The sequence below is a fragment of the Azospirillum brasilense genome (assembly GCF_001315015.1).
In the GTDB taxonomy this organism is placed as follows: Bacteria; Pseudomonadota; Alphaproteobacteria; order Azospirillales; family Azospirillaceae; genus Azospirillum; species Azospirillum brasilense.
In genome coordinates, this window is the sequence record NZ_CP012914.1 from 1,494,245 (window position 1) to 1,511,635 (window position 17,391).

The 17,391-nt window shown below is 63.9% G+C and carries 16 protein-coding genes and 1 tRNA gene; 11 read left to right on the forward strand and 6 right to left on the reverse strand.

Annotated features, from left to right (window positions below; genetic code table 11):
- Positions 1–92: 92 nt before the first annotated feature.
- From AMK58_RS06845 to AMK58_RS06855, 4 genes are all read right to left on the reverse strand, one after another.
- Positions 93–1,943: a DUF3732 domain-containing protein gene (locus AMK58_RS06845; RefSeq protein WP_137165091.1), complete on the reverse strand. Its 1,851-nt coding sequence runs from the start codon at positions 1,941–1,943 to the stop codon at positions 93–95.
- A gap of 74 nt (positions 1,944–2,017) precedes the next feature.
- Positions 2,018–2,515 (reverse strand): three component ABC system middle component, encoded by a 498-nt coding sequence (locus tag AMK58_RS30330; RefSeq protein WP_137165092.1) that lies wholly within the window; start codon positions 2,513–2,515, stop codon positions 2,018–2,020.
- On the reverse strand, positions 2,499–3,704 hold the full coding sequence (locus AMK58_RS30335) for an ABC-three component system protein (protein WP_137165093.1): 1,206 nt from the start codon (positions 3,702–3,704) through the stop codon (positions 2,499–2,501). The genes AMK58_RS30330 and AMK58_RS30335 overlap by 17 nt, the downstream gene beginning before the upstream one ends.
- 243 nt (positions 3,705–3,947) lie before the next feature.
- Positions 3,948–5,183, reverse strand: a complete 1,236-nt coding sequence (locus tag AMK58_RS06855; protein ID WP_051140209.1) for a tyrosine-type recombinase/integrase — start codon at positions 5,181–5,183, stop codon at positions 3,948–3,950.
- 76 nt (positions 5,184–5,259) lie between these two features.
- On the opposite strand from AMK58_RS06855, the gene AMK58_RS30340 reads away from it, so the two are divergent.
- The 3 genes from AMK58_RS30340 to AMK58_RS06865 all read left to right on the forward strand — a co-directional run bounded on the left by AMK58_RS30340 (position 5,260) and on the right by AMK58_RS06865 (position 6,769).
- Positions 5,260–5,367 (forward strand) — tRNA-Glu (locus tag AMK58_RS30340).
- A gap of 234 nt (positions 5,368–5,601) precedes the next feature.
- Entirely contained in the window at positions 5,602–6,441 is an 840-nt protein-coding gene (locus AMK58_RS06860) for an aldo/keto reductase (protein WP_035673321.1), read from the forward strand.
- Between the two features lie 121 nt (positions 6,442–6,562).
- Positions 6,563–6,769: a hypothetical protein gene (locus tag AMK58_RS06865; protein ID WP_035673323.1), complete on the forward strand. Its 207-nt coding sequence runs from the start codon at positions 6,563–6,565 to the stop codon at positions 6,767–6,769.
- A 91-nt stretch (positions 6,770–6,860) separates the two neighbouring features.
- Here the strand turns inward: AMK58_RS06865 and oxlT are convergent, their stop codons facing one another.
- Complete coding sequence (gene oxlT, locus AMK58_RS06870; protein ID WP_035673325.1) at positions 6,861–8,162, reverse strand: oxalate/formate MFS antiporter; 1,302 nt, start codon at positions 8,160–8,162, stop codon at positions 6,861–6,863.
- Between the two features lie 503 nt (positions 8,163–8,665).
- Between oxlT and AMK58_RS06875 the strand changes: the two genes are divergently transcribed.
- The 7 genes from AMK58_RS06875 to AMK58_RS06905 all read left to right on the forward strand — a co-directional run bounded on the left by AMK58_RS06875 (position 8,666) and on the right by AMK58_RS06905 (position 15,371).
- Positions 8,666–9,595, forward strand: a complete 930-nt coding sequence (locus AMK58_RS06875; protein WP_035673327.1) for a histone deacetylase family protein — start codon at positions 8,666–8,668, stop codon at positions 9,593–9,595.
- Positions 9,596–9,750: 155 nt separating this feature from the next.
- Positions 9,751–10,233, forward strand: coding sequence for a GNAT family N-acetyltransferase (locus AMK58_RS06880; protein WP_051140210.1), 483 nt, complete (start codon positions 9,751–9,753; stop codon positions 10,231–10,233).
- A gap of 260 nt (positions 10,234–10,493) precedes the next feature.
- Positions 10,494–11,519 (forward strand): 2-dehydropantoate 2-reductase, encoded by a 1,026-nt coding sequence (locus tag AMK58_RS06885; RefSeq protein ID WP_035673330.1) that lies wholly within the window; start codon positions 10,494–10,496, stop codon positions 11,517–11,519.
- Positions 11,520–11,618: 99 nt separating this feature from the next.
- Positions 11,619–12,074 (forward strand): CBS domain-containing protein, encoded by a 456-nt coding sequence (locus AMK58_RS06890; protein ID WP_059398756.1) that lies wholly within the window; start codon positions 11,619–11,621, stop codon positions 12,072–12,074.
- Positions 12,075–12,335: 261 nt separating this feature from the next.
- Complete coding sequence (locus AMK58_RS06895; protein ID WP_059398757.1) at positions 12,336–13,526, forward strand: Re/Si-specific NAD(P)(+) transhydrogenase subunit alpha; 1,191 nt, start codon at positions 12,336–12,338, stop codon at positions 13,524–13,526.
- Positions 13,527–13,539: 13 nt separating this feature from the next.
- Positions 13,540–13,974 carry an NAD(P) transhydrogenase subunit alpha part 2 gene (locus tag AMK58_RS06900; RefSeq protein WP_014240278.1) on the forward strand — a complete coding sequence of 145 codons (435 nt, stop codon included), beginning with the start codon at positions 13,540–13,542 and terminating at the stop codon, positions 13,972–13,974.
- Between the two features lie 2 nt (positions 13,975–13,976).
- Positions 13,977–15,371, forward strand: coding sequence for an NAD(P)(+) transhydrogenase (Re/Si-specific) subunit beta (locus AMK58_RS06905; protein WP_059398758.1), 1,395 nt, complete (start codon positions 13,977–13,979; stop codon positions 15,369–15,371).
- A gap of 75 nt (positions 15,372–15,446) precedes the next feature.
- Here the strand turns inward: AMK58_RS06905 and AMK58_RS06910 are convergent, their stop codons facing one another.
- The gene (locus tag AMK58_RS06910) at positions 15,447–16,148 is read right to left on the reverse strand and encodes a CBS domain-containing protein (protein WP_059398759.1); all 702 of its coding nucleotides are present in this window, start codon (positions 16,146–16,148) and stop codon (positions 15,447–15,449) included.
- A gap of 523 nt (positions 16,149–16,671) precedes the next feature.
- Here AMK58_RS06910 and AMK58_RS06915 point away from each other — a divergent pair.
- Entirely contained in the window at positions 16,672–17,361 is a 690-nt protein-coding gene (locus tag AMK58_RS06915; protein WP_035673347.1) for a GntR family transcriptional regulator, read from the forward strand.
- The last annotated feature ends 30 nt before the right edge of the window (positions 17,362–17,391 follow it).

A 17,391-nucleotide genomic window follows, 5' to 3' on the forward strand; every position in this document is an offset into this window, starting at 1 on the left:
AAGTGGCGGGAAGGGCTCCTGCACGCTCTCGTGAGTTGAACCTGACAGGTCGAGTTGTTTTACACATGCGAAGATCCGTCTGGTGCGCTCCATTAGCTGATCCAAGCAGGCGGAACCAGCGCCTCTCCACGCCATCTCTCCACCACAGCGCCTGAGAACCACGGGTCCTTGAGATCAGCGTGGTCAATCACAATGATCTGAAAGCCGGGGGACAGTTCGGCTGCCACATCGGCAATGAGCTTGAAAAGCTTGTACACCGCTTCGCGATCCGCATCCTGGAGTATGCTCACGTCGCCATTGGAATCCCGTTCTGGTGGGTAGTGCGCCTGAGACGGCTGGTCGAAAATGAGGAATGCGGGAACCGGGCGCCGCTTTTGTCGAAACCACTTGTGCAGTGAGAGATGGGCGAGCACATGGTAGCCAACCCAATTTTCGCCGCTTCCCATCCGATTCAGTGGTACTGGGCCGTCGATGGTGTCTGCCACCACTGCCAGCGTACGGATATCCAGCCGCAAGTTGCTTCCGCTGTGCTCAAGGTCAAGGCGGTCGGAATACTCACTCATGTATGCGCCAATCACGTTCACGATGGATGCGAGCCTGTCACGAACCTCGTCAGGGTCGAGGAGTTCGGCAAGCGCCCCGATCTTCTTCCGCAACGCGTCCAACGCACCGTCGCGGTTCGTGTCGTCCTCATTGGCGGGCAGCGTTTCAAGGAAATATGCGATGCGACCAGCGGTACGAGCGCGCCGCAGGCGGGCATCCTGCTCAGAGCGGAACTGCCCCTCCTTAGCAACGAGGTCGTCAATTTGACGTTGGTTCTCGCGTAGCGCCGCCTCAATTGCCGCCTGTCTCTGGATCAAGTCAACTTGAAGGTTCTGTAAACGTGGAACTTCTCGCCTTACTTTCTCAAGTTGACCCCCGACTTCTTCAAGAGTTGATCTGATCTCCTCGGCACTCGGGATGGATTCGTGAAGTTCAGATCCGCACAGTGCACAGGAATGGGGTTCGCTAGGGCTGTTGGGAAGAAGGCCGATTGGTAGCAGTCGCGCAGCTTGCTCATGGACCTCATCCATAAAGCCACCGGCAGCTTCTTCTATCTCTCGTGCTTGCCGAATCTCCTCCCTCACCTGGGCAAGCTGCGCCCTGATTCGGCGCCGTTCAGCACGCAACTGCCCAAGGGGTTGCTGAACATCGGGCTCGGAGATGCCCTCATCAACCGCGGGACCAACTGCGCGTAGAACGGCCAGGGCCTGCTCGATTGGCGGAACCGGACCCGATCCCACCAACCCTGCGGCTTGAGCCTCGCGGTAAATGTCATTCGTCCGGGAAAGAGAAAGGCTCTCCACCGCGTCGCGCTGTGCCTCGCGCTTTTCCAGTTTTCGGAGTTCGCGCCTCGCGTTGTCGAGTTCAGACTGCCTCCTGAGCCTCTCTTCGTCGATTGCTCCCAGGAAGTAAGGCAGCACGTCCTTGATAGCCTGCGGCATGAACGGCTCGCTCTGCCGATGAAAGAGAACGCGGCGGCTGTCTATTTCGTCCTGGTCTTGCAACGAAAAAAGTAGGGCATGCCGTACATTTGCCGACAGCGGCTGGCGGGTCTGCCCCTCCGGCACGGAATGCAGGTTTTCGGAGATCCCCAAGGCCGACGTCAGGAAAGCTTCAAGTGCGTCAACGGTAATGTTTTTGGTCAGCTTGTCGAAGTCCGGAGACGCCAACTTGTCCCCTGTTTCAAGGTAGATGTCTGGGCTGCGGGATTGGCCCGGTGGTGGGTTTCGTCGCGCCACAAAAATACCGGTGTCCCCACGGTCAAACAAAACGCCGTACCATGAAACAAAGCGGCGTATCACCCCGTCCGCGACGTGGCATTCGCTTCCGCCCATGCAGAAGTCGATGATGTCAATGAGAGACGACTTTCCCGTTTTCGAAGCGCCGGTGACGATGCTCAAGCCCTGCTCCTTGAAGCGCACGGTCCTTTTTCTGCCATCATGTGCGTATATGACGACTTCACTGATCCGCAAGCTCAAGGTGAAACTCCCCACAAAGACATGACGGTGGGCACTGTGCCCCCGGACGCAAGCCACTTTCCAAGGAGGCGGGCCGCGGCATAACAGGCACGCGCTTCCTCGGTATTTTCCGCTAAATTCGCAGGTTCAGGCTTTACCGTGCGCTTGCCGACGTCGAGGCCAGCGCCTTCTATCCGCAAAAGGCTGTAGTGGCAGCCAAACTGGATGGCCTCCCGTGTAGTGTCCGCCATGCGCCGCGCTCGCTCGCCAAACCCGGCAACAAGTTCCGGGTGATCAACCAACCAACTTGTCATCATTGTGCGAGCAGAGGCAGGTAAGGCCAGGCGTGTCTTTTCGTGGAGGGCAAACGGCAGCACAAGAAAGGCTAAAGGAAAGGACAAAGGGGTCTTAGCGGCAGCCCTGTGTTCCTTCACAGTTGCTCGGAGAAGAAGTGCGCAAAACACCGGGTTGAAAAGGCTTGCCTCTTCTAATGGACGGTCACCCCAGGGCAGCATCGGTATCGTCCTTTGCTGTGCGGCGAGCCTCTTGCATCTTTTTCTTGTATGTCGGGTGCCACCCAATCTTACCGCTATCGGCGAGAATGTGATAGGAGCCTTGCGTCAGAAATGGTTCTGAGACCTCACGGATCGGAACGCATTCATCGCAAATCTTTTCATAAAGGTCTTGCCCCAGACCGATCATCTCGTCTTCTGACGGTTTGCGAACCAGCTTGGACTCGACAATCCCCCATTTTCGCCGCCACCTCTCTAGCAGCTTATCTCTAAAGTTTGAGAGTTCTTCTCTGTCGAGCAGGTGCTCCCGCATCCAACGTGAACGTTGTCTTCCGGCGCGGAAGTAGTCGATCACCGCTGCTTCAATTCCCGTGGGTCCGATTGCAATCAATCTCAGTTGCTCAACGAATGGGCGTCTCTCCAACTTGGCAGTAACCTCTCCCATGGGAAGCTCGGTAGCATGGTCGATTGGCAGCCGCGTGGGTTGGAAGGACTCCTGAAGAGAATGGACTTTGGCATCAATGTCAGTGACCGCTACGGTAGCTCCTTTTCCTGTCTTCAATGAACCCGCTAGGCGGTTGAACCACCACCCTTCCAGGCGTTCAATCAGTGCACCCAAGTTATCGCGAGTAGTGTACCGGAGGCGCTCCCGGATGCGGTCAGCCACATCCACGATGTTCGGCGACGCGTCAAGAACAGTAATCATTTCGAGGATTTGTAATTGCACCTCTGGACCCTGATCCAGGAACAACGTGGTCGCCCATGCAACGTCTTTGTTTTTCGATGTGGCTGCGGCTTGCAGCAGAAAACCGTGGGCTTTGTCAGCGTCACGGCCCATGCCTGGGGGGCGCAGGAAGGCGAGACCAGACTCGTTCGGAACACTGGCTGTGGACACCAGGGTCAACGCGGTTCGGCCAAGCTCCTCGGGATGATCGATGACCCGCTTTGTCCAAATGCCAATCGTATTCCAAACCTGTGGTGACAGGTCGGTCATTGGCGAGGCTTTACGGGAGTGTTTTGTCTGGATGAGCTCGCGCGGTGTTCCGTCCACATCAAACGAGACGTCGTCGAACACTTCCACCCGAACCATGAGGCCCGGCTCACGGGCTGACCTCTCAAGGGCTGCAAAGAGGGCGTAGCGGCATTGATACAGATAGCCGCTAGCGGAATCAGCTGCCGTATGAGCCACCATGCCGAACGTGCCATTTTCTATTGATATGACGGCGGAACGTTGCGGTAATTCCGCCGAAATTGCAAGACTGGAAAAAAATCGCGCGGTACGATTTTTGAGTGGTGAAGATGTGCCTTAGGGAAGCATAAGCCTAGGCCGTGCGCTGCACCCGCCTCTGATGACACTGGAGATAGGAGCCTGAAGTGAGCATTATGGGCTTCAGTCACCATGGATGAGCGAACTGGGACGAGATGGCTGCGACGGTCATCGCTTTTTTAGGAGGAGCACGTTGGACGTGGCGGTCAGGCCAAGTTTAGGTGCTGCCGCCTCAATCTGCTGGCGTCGGGCGAGCTTGGTAAATTTGCCGTAGTGCTTTTCAATCATGCCGACGCTGGTGCCGAGGTTTTCTGCTAACAGCTGCACATTCATGCCAGCCATCAAGGCTTGCGACGCGTAAGTGTGGCGCAGCGAATAGAAAACGGTATCGGTCGGCAATTTGGCGGCCCTGACGGCGGAACTCATTGGGCGCTGATGATCATCCTTGTTCCAAATGGAGCCATCGTCGCGGACGAACAGACGGGCGTCAGTTGGGCGGCCTGCGGTTAGCGTCTGGAGAAACGCAATGCCTTCGCTCGTCAACACGACGTCACGTTCGCCGGTCTTGCCGCCAGGAACGTGCAGCGTGCCGCTAACGTTGTGGAAATCGGAAACGCGCATGGCCTTCAACTCTCCGGCTCGGCACCCCGTCAGCAACGCGCCGATCACAAGGTTGCGGAACCCGCCGCTGGTGGCGTTGAGAATGCGCGTGATCTGTTCCTGGTCGAGATGCACCTGCCGAGCCTGACCGACTGCGTCGAAGGGCTTCAGAAACCGCCAAGCCCGGTCGTCGGCGATGCCATTCTTCTGATCCAGCATCAGCCGGTTCAGCGCGGCCTTCAAATAGTTCAGCAGCCGGTTGGCGGTGTCTTTGCTCCGCCGCTCGCAGTCGGGATCGTCGTCGTCGAGGCGGACGAGGCTGTTGCGCCACGTCTCCAACTCGGTGAGCGTCAGTTCGGCAACCGGACGGACGCCAAGACTCGGGACGACATGCTTGTTCAGGCGCTGCTCGGCATCCTTCGCCGTTTTCGCTTCGGCCTTCAGGTACGCGATGTAGCGGCGACACGCCTCAGCAACGGTGATGACGGGCAAATGGGGGAGGGAGACGCCGTTGGCAGCGGCTTCGGTTTGCTGGAACCACGCGCGAGCCTTTTCCTGGGCTTGACTGTAGCTGAGGATGGTGTCGCCATCGGGATCGAGAACGTCGTCAGAGCTGCCGAGTTTTGTCTCCTTTCGGAGTCCAGGGCGAACCAGCTTGGCCAGCCAGACACCTCCCTTTGAGCCTTTCCGGTAGCCGATGGCTCGTCCACGGTCGATGGCGACCCAGTGGGGGGTCTTGCTGACTGCCAACTTGCTCCGTGCCGACCGGGTGTCGAGCTTCGCGTTTCGAACCGTGCGGGCCATCGATGCATCCTTCCCACAGCTTTCCTACAAAAATGTGGGTGAACGCGGTGGAACGCGCAAGGACGCATTTGTGGAAATAACCCAGTCGAATCAGACGTCTACTGTGTTCATAGGCGTTCCAACGTGACCGATGTTGCGCCCTTTCACGGCGGCGACAGGGGTTCGAATCCCCTTGGGGACGCCACCTTCTCACAGGTTGGCACCGGTTTCGAAAGCTCAGCCCTTGGCTGAGCTTTTGTCATTTCAGGCGTCATCTGTCCGGCGCCTTTGCCGGTCTGGCAAGCGACCTGTTTGCCGCGCCGCGTGCGCCGGTTTCTCCCGCCCGCCGAAATAGCGCCAAGGGGCGGTTTCCAGGGGGACCTCCGTGGACTAACGTTCCTCACGCCCTTCAAAGAGGCTACGGGTACGGGAGACATCCATGACCATTCCGACGACACGCCTTCCTTCGGGAACCGCCGTTCCGGTGCTCGGCCAGGGCACTTGGTACATGGGCGAGGACAGCCGCGACCGCGCGCGGGAGGCGGCGGCGCTGCGGCTCGGCCTCGACCTCGGCATGACGTTGATCGACACGGCGGAGATGTACGCCGACGGCGGGGCGGAGGAGGTGGTCGGCGAGGCCATCGCCGGGCGCCGCGACGAGGTGTTCCTGGTCAGCAAGGTGTTGCCCATGAACGCCAGCCGACGCGGCACCATCGCAGCCTGCGAACGCAGCCTGAAGCGTCTGCGCACCGACCGCATCGACCTCTATCTGCTGCATTGGCGCGGCAGCCACGATTTCTCCGAAACGATCGCGGCCTTCGACACGCTGATGCGCGACGGCAAGATCGGCCAGTGGGGCGTCAGCAACCTGGATCTCCAGGACATGGAGGAGTTGGTCGGCACGCCGGGCGGGGAGGGGGTGCAGACCAACCAGCTCCTCTACAACCTGACGCGGCGCGGCATCGAGTACGACCTGCAGCCCTGGTGCCGTGGGCGGGGCATCCCGATCATGGCCTATTCGCCGATCGAGCAGGGGCGGATGCTGCGTCATCCGGACCTTCGCCGCGTCGCTGACCGGCATGGCGCGACGCCGGCCCAGGTGGGGCTGGCGTGGCTGCTGCGCCAGGATGGGGTGATCGCCATCCCCAAGGCGTCGGACCCCGCCCATGTCCGCGACAACCGGTCCGCCGCCGACCTGCGGCTCGACGAGCAGGATCTCGCGGACCTCGACCGGGCCTTCCCACCGCCCCGTGGGCCGCGCCCGCTGGAGATGCTGTAGCGCGGCGAAGCGCCGCGCTTGCGGTGGCGGACTCGATTTCCCTGGCCGAACGGCCTATGTATGCTGCATTGCGGAATCAGGCATGCCTGGGTCCGCGTGTGGCTCATCCGGGAATCGAAGTATGCTCGCCATCGTTCTTCTGTCCATGCTGCTGTCGGGCTTCGCCATCGTCGTGGCGCGGATTCTGACCGCCGAGATCGCCACCGCCGGCATGCCGGTCCGCGATCCCTGGTCGTCCCGGCATCTCCGCCGGGTGAAGAAGGCGCGCAAGGCGCAGGAGGAGATTGAGGGCGGCCCGTCCTGGGCGTCGTTCCCGCGCGGGCTTTGACTTTTTTTCCAAACCTTTTCCCCAAAAGCAAATCGGGCCGGGAAATCTCCCGGCCCGATTGCGTTCGGGTGCTGATGGTGCGTCCGGTGCCTTACTGGGCCGGCTCCGCCGCCAGCTTCGCGGCCGGCAGGCTCTCGTTGATCTGGCGGGCGCGCATCGGCTTCAGGACGAAGATGGCCAGCAGGGCGGCGATGCCGTTGACCGCGGCGGCGAAGAAGAACACCGCCTGCCAGCTGCCTGTCGAGGCGACCGCCACGTTGGCGAAGGGAACGACCAGCGACGCGGTGCCCTTGGCGGTGTACAGCAGGCCGGCGTTGGTGGTGGCGAACTTCGAGCCGAAGGAGTCGCCGCACAGCGCCGGGAACAGGCTGTAGATCTCACCCCAGGCAAAGAACACCAGACCCGTCAGGATCACGAACGCGACGGGGTTGTGGCCCCACTGGTTCAGCGCCAGGATGCCGACGCACTCCAGGGAGAATGCGATGAACATCGTGTTCTCGCGGCCGATGTGATCCGACACCCAGCCGAAGAAGGGACGGGTAACGCCGTTCAGCACGCGGTCGATCGACAGGGCGAAGGTCAGCGCCGGCAGGGTCAGGCCCATGATGCTGACCGGCACGCCGTCCAGGTGGAAATCCTTGGCGATCGGGCCGAGCTGCGCGGTCGCCATCAGGCCGCCCGCCGCCACCATCACGAACATGGCGTACATGACCCAGAAGACCGGGGTCTTCAGCATCTGGACCGGAGTGTAGCTCTCGCGGGTCTGCGAGACCGACGAGCGGGAGACCTCCGGGACCTGCCCCTTCTTGGGCGCCGCCAGGAACCACGCCAGCGCGAGGATCACCGCGCCCTGGCCGATGCCGAAGGTCATGAAGGTGGCTTCATAGCCCGAGGAGTGGATCATGTTGGCGATGGGAACGACCGTGAGGGCCGAGCCGGCGCCGAAACCGGCGGCGGTCAGGCCGGCGGCGAGACCGCGGCGGTCGGGGAACCACTTCAGCGCGTTGCCGACGCAGGTGCCATAGACGCCGCCGGCACCGATGCCGCCCAGCGCCGCGCCGAGATAGAGCATGGCGAGCGAGTCGGCCACCGAGTTAACCGCCCAGGCCGCGGCGCAGAACACGCCGCCGATCAGGACGACGATGCGCGGGCCGAACTTGTCGACGAACCAGCCTTCGACGGGAACCAGCCAGGTTTCCATGACGACGAAGATGGTGAAGGCCACCTGGATGGCCGCACGGCCCCAGCCATGCTTCTGGTCGATGGGCTCGACGAACAGAGTCCAGCCATACTGCAGGTTCGCGATCATCGACATGCAGATGACGCCGATGACGAGCTGGAACCAGCGGCCACCGAGGGGCCCCTTCGGGGCCTCCGTGAGGGCTTGGTGCATTTCTCTCCTCCTAGAAGCGATCTCTTTGCGAAGCGGTCTTTTGCTTTTTTGAGTCGGGTTGTTTTTGTTCTTTGACCGGAGGCGTCCCCGTGGTGTGCCGGGTCGTCTCCATCGCCTTGGCTTGACCGTCGAACCGACCGCTTGGTGTGGGCGGTTTAAGCTCGCGGGGTGAGCGTTTTTGGCATTAGAGATATGGTATGCCAGATACAGTTTCCGGCGCAAGCTGTTTGTCAGCGTAACAAACAGACCCGGGCGGGAGCGTCCGTCTACCACCTCCGGAAGTGTCGATAACCCTTGCACAATTGGGGATTCCGGACAGACGGCGGTGGGTATCGCTGACGGTTCGTCGGCAAAGCGATTTGGCCCATCTTGGTATCTGGTATACATATAGAGCAAGGGCACGCGCCGGCCTGCTGGGCATGCCGGCCGCTGCGCGGGTCGCTCCGGCGCCGTCGCGCAGTCGCCCGGTTTTGAATCATTGGCCCAGGGGAGGAGACGACTCGATGACCACCGCCATTTTCACCCACCAGGACTTCCTGGCGCACGACACCGGCCCGGGGCACCCGGAGCGTCCCGAGCGAATCGCCGTGGTCTGGGAGGTTCTGGATCGCGACGAGTTCCGCGATCTGCCCCGCTTCGAGGCCCCGGAGGCGGAGGTCGAGCAACTGCGCTGGGTGCATGACCCGGCCTATGTGGACGCCGTTCTAAACGCGGTCCCGGACAGCGGCCACGTCCGGCTCGACTCCGACACCGTGCTGTCACCGACCTCGCGCTCGGCGATCCTGCGCGCCGCCGGAGCGGTGTGCGCCGCGGTGGACGCCGTGCTGGACGGAACGGCGAAGAACGCCTTCTGCGCCGTCCGCCCCTGTGGCCACCACGCCGAGCCGGCCCGCGCCATGGGCTTTTGCGTCTTCAACAATGTGGCGGTCGGCGCCGAGCACGCCCGCAAGCGGCGCGGCCTCACCCGTGTGGCCGTGGTCGATTACGACGTGCACCACGGCAATGGCACCCAGGCGATGTTCTGGGACGACGCCGACCTGTTCTTCGCCTCGACCCACCAGTCGCCGCTTTATCCCGGCACCGGTTCGATGAGCGAGACTGGAGTCGCCGACAACATCGTCAACGCGCCGCTGCCGCCCCACTCCGGGACGGTGGAGTTCCGCCAAGCCATGGAGCGCCGCATCCTCCCCGCGTTGGAGGAGTTCCGGCCGGAACTGATCCTGATCTCCGCCGGATTCGACGCCCACGCCCGCGACCCGCTGGCGTCGCTCAACTTCACCGGCCCGGATTTCGAATGGGCGACGCGCAAGCTGGTCGAGGCGGCGGACCGTCTGTGCGGTGGCCGCGTCGTGACGGTGCTGGAGGGCGGCTACGACATGGTGGGGCTCGCCGAGGGCTGCGCCGCCCATCTCCAGGCCCTGATGCGCGCCTGACCGGGCCCCGAACGGCGAATCCCGGGTGATTTCGAGGGACTTTGGGCAGCTGCACCATAAGGTCGGTTGCTTCCTGCACGGATTATCTGGTATACCAAATACCAGAGAGACGAACGGAGTCCCTCGAACACACAAAAAAACGGGAGTTACGCACGATGGACCAGCGGATCGCCGAACAGAACGCCGCTCAGAAGGCTGCCGACCAGCACACCATCGAGATCACCCTGGCGAAGACCGACGCCGACATCGCCGACAGCTACGCGGTGGTGAAGGAGTTACGCACCCACATGACCGACGCCGACGCCTACGCCGCCCAGATCCGTCGCCAGATGGAGGACGGCTACAACATGGCCCTCCTGCGCATTGACGGCGAGGTGGCCGGCTGCGGCGGCTTCCGCGTTCACGAGACGCTGTCGCGCGGCCGCTATATGTATGTTGAGGATCTCGTCACCTCGCCGAAGCACCGTTCCTTCGGTCTGGGCGACAAGCTGTTCGATTGGCTGGCCGGTCAGGCCCGCGAAAAGGGCTGCGCCCAGATGGAGATCATCTCCGGCGTCCAGCGCGGCGACGCCCACCGCTTCTATCACCGCAAGCGCATGACGGTTAAGGCGTTCCAGCTCGTCCTGCCGCTCACCTGATCCAGCGCACCGGATGGACCCGCGAACCGGGCGTCCGGACGGGCCGGGCGTCCGGTTTTCCATGCGCGAATTTTCGTCGGAAAACCCAGGATTCTCGCCCGATTCCGGATCATGCCCCTCCCTCGACAGGGTCTATTTTGCCAGTTGACATCTGGTATCTGGTATACCAAACTCCGTATTTGTTCGGTGTGCTGATTGATTGGGGTTACTGCAAAGGCTGCGCGGCGCGTGGCCGATAATTGGGGGAGAGGAAACGGGTTATGAAGATCTGCATCTTTGGGTCCGGGGCCATCGGCGGGTATCTGGGTGTGCGTCTCCATCAGGCCGGCGCGGATGTCAGCCTCGTGGCGCGCGGCGCCCATCTCACGGCCATGCGTGAGAACGGCGTGAAGCTGATCGTCGGTGAGGAAGAAACGGTCGTCCACCCCCGCTGCACCGACAACGCGGCGGAACTCGGCCCGCAGGACTACGTCATCATCGGTCTGAAGGCCCACTCCGTTCCCAGCGTCGTCGACGCCATCCAGCCGCTGCTCGGCAAGGACACCGCTGTGGTCACCGCGGTCAACGGCATCCCCTACTGGTACTTCTACAAGAACGGCGGCGAGTTCGAAGGCCGCGTGCTCGACACCGTCGATCCGGGCGGCATCCAGTGGAACGGCCTGAGCCCGGAGCGCGCCATCGGCTGCGTCGTCTACCCCGCGACCGAAGTCGTCGAACCCGGCGTCATTCAGCACATCTACGGCGACAAGTTCTCGCTCGGCGAGCCGGACGGCAGCCAGTCCGACCGCGTGAAGAAGCTCAGCGCGGCGATGGAGGCCGGCGGCCTGCGCGCCCCGGTGCTCGACCGCATCCGCGACGAGATCTGGCTGAAGCTGTGGGGAAACCTCTGCTTCAACCCGATCAGCGCGCTCACCCACGCCACTCTGGACGTCATCTGCTCCGATCCGGAGACCCGCGCCGTCGCCAAGGCGATGATGCTGGAGGCCAAGGAGATCGGCGACCGTCTGGGCGTGCATTTCCGGGTGGATGTGGAGCGCCGCATCAACGGCGCCGGCGCGGTCGGTGCGCACAAGACCTCCATGCTCCAGGATCTGGAGCGCGGCCGCCCGATGGAGATCGACGCCCTGCTGTCGGTGGTCCAGGAGATGGGCCGCATGGTCGGCGTGGCGACCCCGACCATCGATGTGGTCCTGGCGCTCGTCCGCCAGCGCGGCGAGATCGCCGACTGCTACACCCGCCCGCAGCGGGCATCGTCCGAGGCCGCACCCGCGGTCGCCGCCCAGTAGGGCGGACACCGTCCGGCCCCGCACACAGAAACCAACGCCCCCAACGACGCAGCGAAGCAACGCCGAGGGGCCGGACAATCGCTTCACAGGAGGAGCGTCATGAGGGTTGAAGACATTCTCCGCCGAAAGGGGACGCGCATCGGCACGGTGCGCATCAACGAAACCGTGGAAACGGCGTTGCGTCTTCTGAAGGCCGAAAACACCGGCGCGCTGGTGGTCAAGGACGTCTGCCGGACCGAGGGCAACACGGTCGTCGGGGTGATTTCCGAACGTGACATCGTGCGCAGCCTGACCGACCGCGGGCCGGGCATCCTGTCCCTGCCGGTCACGGCGGTGATGAGCCATCATCCCGTCTGCTGCACGCCGGGCGATTCCGTCCGTCACGTGCTCCAGCTGATGGACGAGCACACCATCCGCCACATTCCCGTTCTGGACGGCGCCTCGCTGGTCGGCGTGGTCAGCGTGCGCGATCTCATCAAGGCGCAGCTCGACGCCGCCCCGCCAGACGCCGAGACGGCCGAGGTCGTCAGCTATCCCGTCGCCGCGGCCCAGTGACGGACGACGGTGCCCCGGGCTGTCGTGCCTGGGGCAACCTTCCCATGACGGCGGCGGCGGTCCGGAGGCGGTGACTCGCATCCATCCCGGGTGACCGCTCCGCCGCCCTGCGGGACTGACGCCGGACCACGCCCCGTCGCGGGCCGGCACCGACATCATTCGAGAATTTGACCGGCGGGCCGCCCGCCGAGGCCGCCCGCCGTCGAGGCCGGAGCGCTGACGCCTCGTCCTGCCGATTGCTTTGGGAGGCAATCAACAACCATGAAAATCGCCATACCCAGGGAACGGCGCGCGGGCGAGAATCGCGTCGCGGCGTCTCCGGAAACCGTCAAGAAGATCAAGGCTCTCGGCCTCGACGTCGTGGTCGAGACCGGCGCCGGTCTGGGCTCGAACCTGCCGGACCGGGTCTACCAGGACGCCGGCGCGGAGATCGCGCCGGACGCCGCGTCGGCGCTGGCCGACGCCGACATCGTGCTGAAGGTGCAGCGCCCGCTGCTGGCCGGGGAGGGGGACCTCGACGAGCTGGCGCTGATCAAGCGCGGCGCGCTGCTGTTCGCCATCCTCAACCCCTACAACAGCCGTGACCACGTGGCGGCCTACGCGGCGGCCGGGGTGAACGCCTTCGCCATGGAGTTCATGCCGCGCATCACCCGCGCCCAGGTCATGGACGTGCTGTCCTCGCAGGCCAACCTCGCCGGCTACAAGGCGGTGGTCGACGCCGCCAGCGAGTACGGCCGCGCCTACCCGATGATGATGACCGCGGCGGGCACGGTGCCGCCGGCGCGCGCCTTCATCATGGGCGTCGGCGTCGCCGGTCTGCAGGCCATCGCCACGGCCAAGCGGCTGGGCGCCATCGTCTCGGCGACCGACGTGCGTCCGGCGGTCAAGGAGCAGGTGCAGTCGCTGGGCGGCAGCTTCGTCGCGGTCGAGAACGACGAGTTCAAACAGGCCGAGACGGCGGGCGGCTACGCCAAGGAGATGTCGGACGACTACAAGCGCCAGCAGGCGGCGCTGGTGGCCGAGCACATCAAGAAGCAGGACATCGTCATCACCACCGCGCTGATCCCGGGCCGCAAGGCGCCGATCCTGGTGACGCGCGAGCATGTGGCGTCGATGAAGCCGGGCTCGGTGCTGATCGATCTGGCGGTGGAGCAGGGCGGCAACGTCGAGGGCTCGGAACTGGGCAAGGTGGTCGTCACCGACAACGGGGTGAAGATCGTCGGCCACGCCAACTACCCCAGCCGCATCGCCGAGAGCGCCTCGCTGCTCTACGCCAAGAACCTGCTCGCGCTGCTGCAGTCGCTGCACGACAAGGACCCCGAGGACAGCAAAATGGGTCGCGTCACGCTCAACTGGGACGACGAGATCGTGAAGGCCATCGCGCTCACCCGCGATGGGCAGGTCGTCCATCCCGCCTTCGCGGACGCGGTCCGCGAAGTCCAGACCGTCTGAGGAGGCGGCTTCCATGGAACATCCCGATCCCGCGAGCCAGATTGAGGCCTTCCGCCACTCGCTCCTCACACTGACCAACCAGACGGCGGAGCTTCAGGTCCAGGTTGCCCAGATGACCCACGCGATGCCGATCCCGGCGCCCGTCCTGGACGCGGCGAGCCACGGCAACTTCTTCATCACCGGCCTGACGGTGTTCGTGCTGGCCTGCTTCGTCGGCTACTACGTGGTGTGGCGGGTGACGCCGGCGCTGCACTCGCCGCTGATGGCGGTGACCAACGCGGTGTCCTCGGTGATCATCGTCGGCGCCCTGATCGCCGCCGGCCCCGCGGGGTTCGGCTTCTCCAAGATCATGGGCTTCCTCGCCGTCATCCTGGCCAGCGTCAACATCTTCGGCGGCTTCCTGGTCACCCAGCGCATGCTGTCGATGTTCAAGAAGAAGGGCAAGTAACCATGGAAACCCTGTCCGCCCTTCTCTATCTGGTCGCCTCGGTCTGCTTCATCATGGCCCTGCGCGGCCTGTCCAGCCCGGAGACCTCCCGCCAGGGCAACTTCTTCGGCATGGCCGGCATGACCATCGCCGTGCTGACCACGCTGGCCCTGCCCATCGTCCAGTCCTACTGGATGATCGTGCTCGGCATCGCCATCGGCGGCGGCATCGGCTACGTCATCGCCAAGAAGATCGAGATGACCGCCCTGCCGCAGCTCGTCGCCGCCTTCCACTCGCTGGTCGGTCTGGCCGCGGTGTTCGTGGCGCTGTCGGCCTTCTACTCGCCCGAGGCCTACGGCATCGGCGTGCCCGGCGCCATCGCCAAGGGCTCGCTGGTCGAGATGGCGCTGGGCACCGCCATCGGCGCGATCACCTTCACCGGCTCGATCGTCGCCTTCGCCAAGCTGCAGGGCCTGGTCACCGGCAAGCCGCTGGTCTTCCCCTTCCAGCACCATCTCAACGCCGGCCTCGGCATCCTCACCATCCTCCTCATCGTCTGGCTGGTGCAGAGCAACGCCGACGCTCCGATGTGGCTGATCGTCGCCGTGTCGCTGGCGCTCGGCCTGCTGCTGATCCTGCCGATCGGCGGCGCCGACATGCCGGTGGTGATCTCGATGCTGAACAGCTACTCCGGCTGGGCGGCGGCGGGCATCGGCTTCACGCTGCAGAACAACCTGCTGATCGTCACAGGCGCGCTGGTCGGCTCGTCGGGCGCCATCCTGTCCTACATCATGTGCAAGGGCATGAACCGCTCGATCTTCAACGTCATCCTGGGCGGCTTCGGCGGCGACAGCGGGGCGTCGTCGGCGGCGGCCGGCGGCGGTGAGCGCGGCACGGTCAAGGCCGGCTCGCCGGAGGACGCGGCCTACATCATGAAGAACGCCCAGTCGGTGATCATCGTCCCCGGCTACGGCATGGCGGTGGCCCAGGCCCAGCACGCGCTGCGCGAGATGGCCGACCTGCTGAAGAAGGAAGGCGTCGAGGTCAAGTACGCCATCCACCCGGTGGCGGGGCGCATGCCCGGGCACATGAACGTGCTGCTGGCCGAGGCCAACGTGCCCTACGACGAGGTGTTCGAGCTGGAGGACATCAACCGCGACTTCGGCACGGCGGACGTGGCCTTCGTGATCGGCGCCAACGACGTGACCAACCCGGCGGCCAAGACCGACCCGCAGTCGCCGATCTACGGCATGCCGATCCTCGACGTGGAGAAGGCCAAGACGGTGTTCTTCATCAAGCGCGGCATGGCCGCCGGCTACGCCGGCGTCGAGAACGAGCTGTTCTTCCGCCCCAACACCATGATGCTGTTCGGTGACGCCAAGAAGGTCACCGAAGAGGTCGTGAAGGCCACCGAGTAAAAGCCTGCCGAAAGGAAAAGCCCCTTCCCGGACGAACCGGGAAGGGGCTTTTTTGTTGCCGTATCGGCGAAAGGATCAGAAGCCGACAGCGCCTTCGGCGACATGATCCACGATGATCAGGTGATTTTCCACGCGGGTGACGCCGGGGGTGTTCTCCGCGGCGACGCGAATGGCGTCAAGCTGCGCCTCGGTGCGGACGCTGCCCCAAAGATGCACGACGCCGTTGCGCACCACGATGTTTTCGCTGATCTCGGGCGCCCAGGGCTGCGCCCGCAGGGTTTCCAGAAGCCGGTCGCGCACGACGCGGTCGTCCGCGGCGGCGGGGGAGACGTCCGGCGCGATGCTGGCCAGGACGTGCAGCAGGTTGGCGCGGCTGACGATGCCGACCAGCGTGCCGTTGTTCAGCACCGGAACGCGCTTGATCCGGTTGCCCTCCATCAGGCGGACCACCTCGTCGAGCGGGGTCTCCTCGGTGACGGAGATCAGCGACTCCGTCATCGCGTCGCGGACGTGGCGGCCATGGGACTTGGTGTAGTCGGCGGCCTGATTCGGCGCGCCCGCGAACATGGCGAGCCACCAGGACGCCCGCCGCACCGTGCCGGTTTCCGTCCGGCGCAGCAGGTCGCCCTCGCTGATGACGCCGAGCAGGCGCCCATTCGAATCGCAGACGGGCAGGCCGCTGATCCGGTTCTCCAGCATGCGCTTCGCGGCTTCGGTCACCGTGGCGTCGGGACCGATGGTGACCACCTGACGGGTCATGATGTCCGCAGCTTTCATGGCTTTCCTCCGTTTGCCTGATTCGTTGACCAAGCCAACATACACACACGGGAAGTGCGGTGAAACTGTCTGGTGTACGGTATACCAATTTGCCGCAGGCCGATGTGGCGGGCGGAAAAAAGAAGGCTCCGCTGGCAGGAAGCCGCGGAGCCGTCAGGTGGGGGAATCTACAGGGAGGAATGCGTGTAGTTCCAAGGACGTTTGTACACCCAGCGATCCGCCTCAACCACAGTGGATTCGGTATACCAGTCATGCGGCATGTGGATACCGTATACAGTATGCCAAAAGAGCTCTGAGAGCGCAGTATTGCCGGGCTGGGGCGCGGAAATTGGTGCCCCGTCGTTCATCGAAGAAACAGTCCGCGATCCGAACATATCCGCTTGTCATGAACTGGCATCTGGTATACCGTATCTCCAATCCAAGCCGCTTCCCTCTCCGGGGCAATGAAAGTGCGGCCCAAACCCCGTCAACCGGGGAAGCCCCGGATCATTCCGGGGGCGGAGAGAGAGGGACGGGAACGCCAATGCAGACGATGAGTTTCTCGGTCGCCCCGCTGGACCAGGGGATGAGCTTCAAGGCCAAGGCCTACCAGTCGCTGCGCCAGGCCATCACCCAGATGGACATCTACGGCGGGCCGAGCGAGATCCGCCTCGACGAGCGCCAGCTCTGCGAGGCGCTGGGCGTCAGCCGCACCCCGGTGCGCGAGGCCATGGCGCTGCTTGAGCAGGAGGGCTTCATCCGCTCCATGCCCCGGCGCGGCATCTTCGTCGTGCGCAAGACCAAGGCGGAGATCATCGAGATGATCACCGTCTGCGCCGCGCTCGAAGGCATGGCCGCCCGCCTCTTCGTCGAACGCGCCGACGAGCGCGGCATGGCCGACCTGCACGAGACCTTCGACCGCTTCGCCGAAGGCGAGCTGGCCGACCACGTGCTGGAGTATTCCGACGCCAACGTCGCCTTTCACCAGTCGATCATCCAGGCCTCGGGCTGCACGCTCATCGCCGACCTGACCGACCGCTTCTTCATCCACATGCGGGCCATCCGCCGCGTCACCATGCGCCGCGGCGGCCGGGCCGAGACGTCCATCGTCGAGCACCGCGACATCATCGACGCCCTGACCCGGCGCGACGCCGACCTGGCCGAGCGGCGGGTGCGCGAGCACACGCTGGGGCTGGCCCGCCATGTCGAACAGCACTGCGATTTTCTCGATTGACCGATCGTGAACCGAATAAGAGTCGGGGAG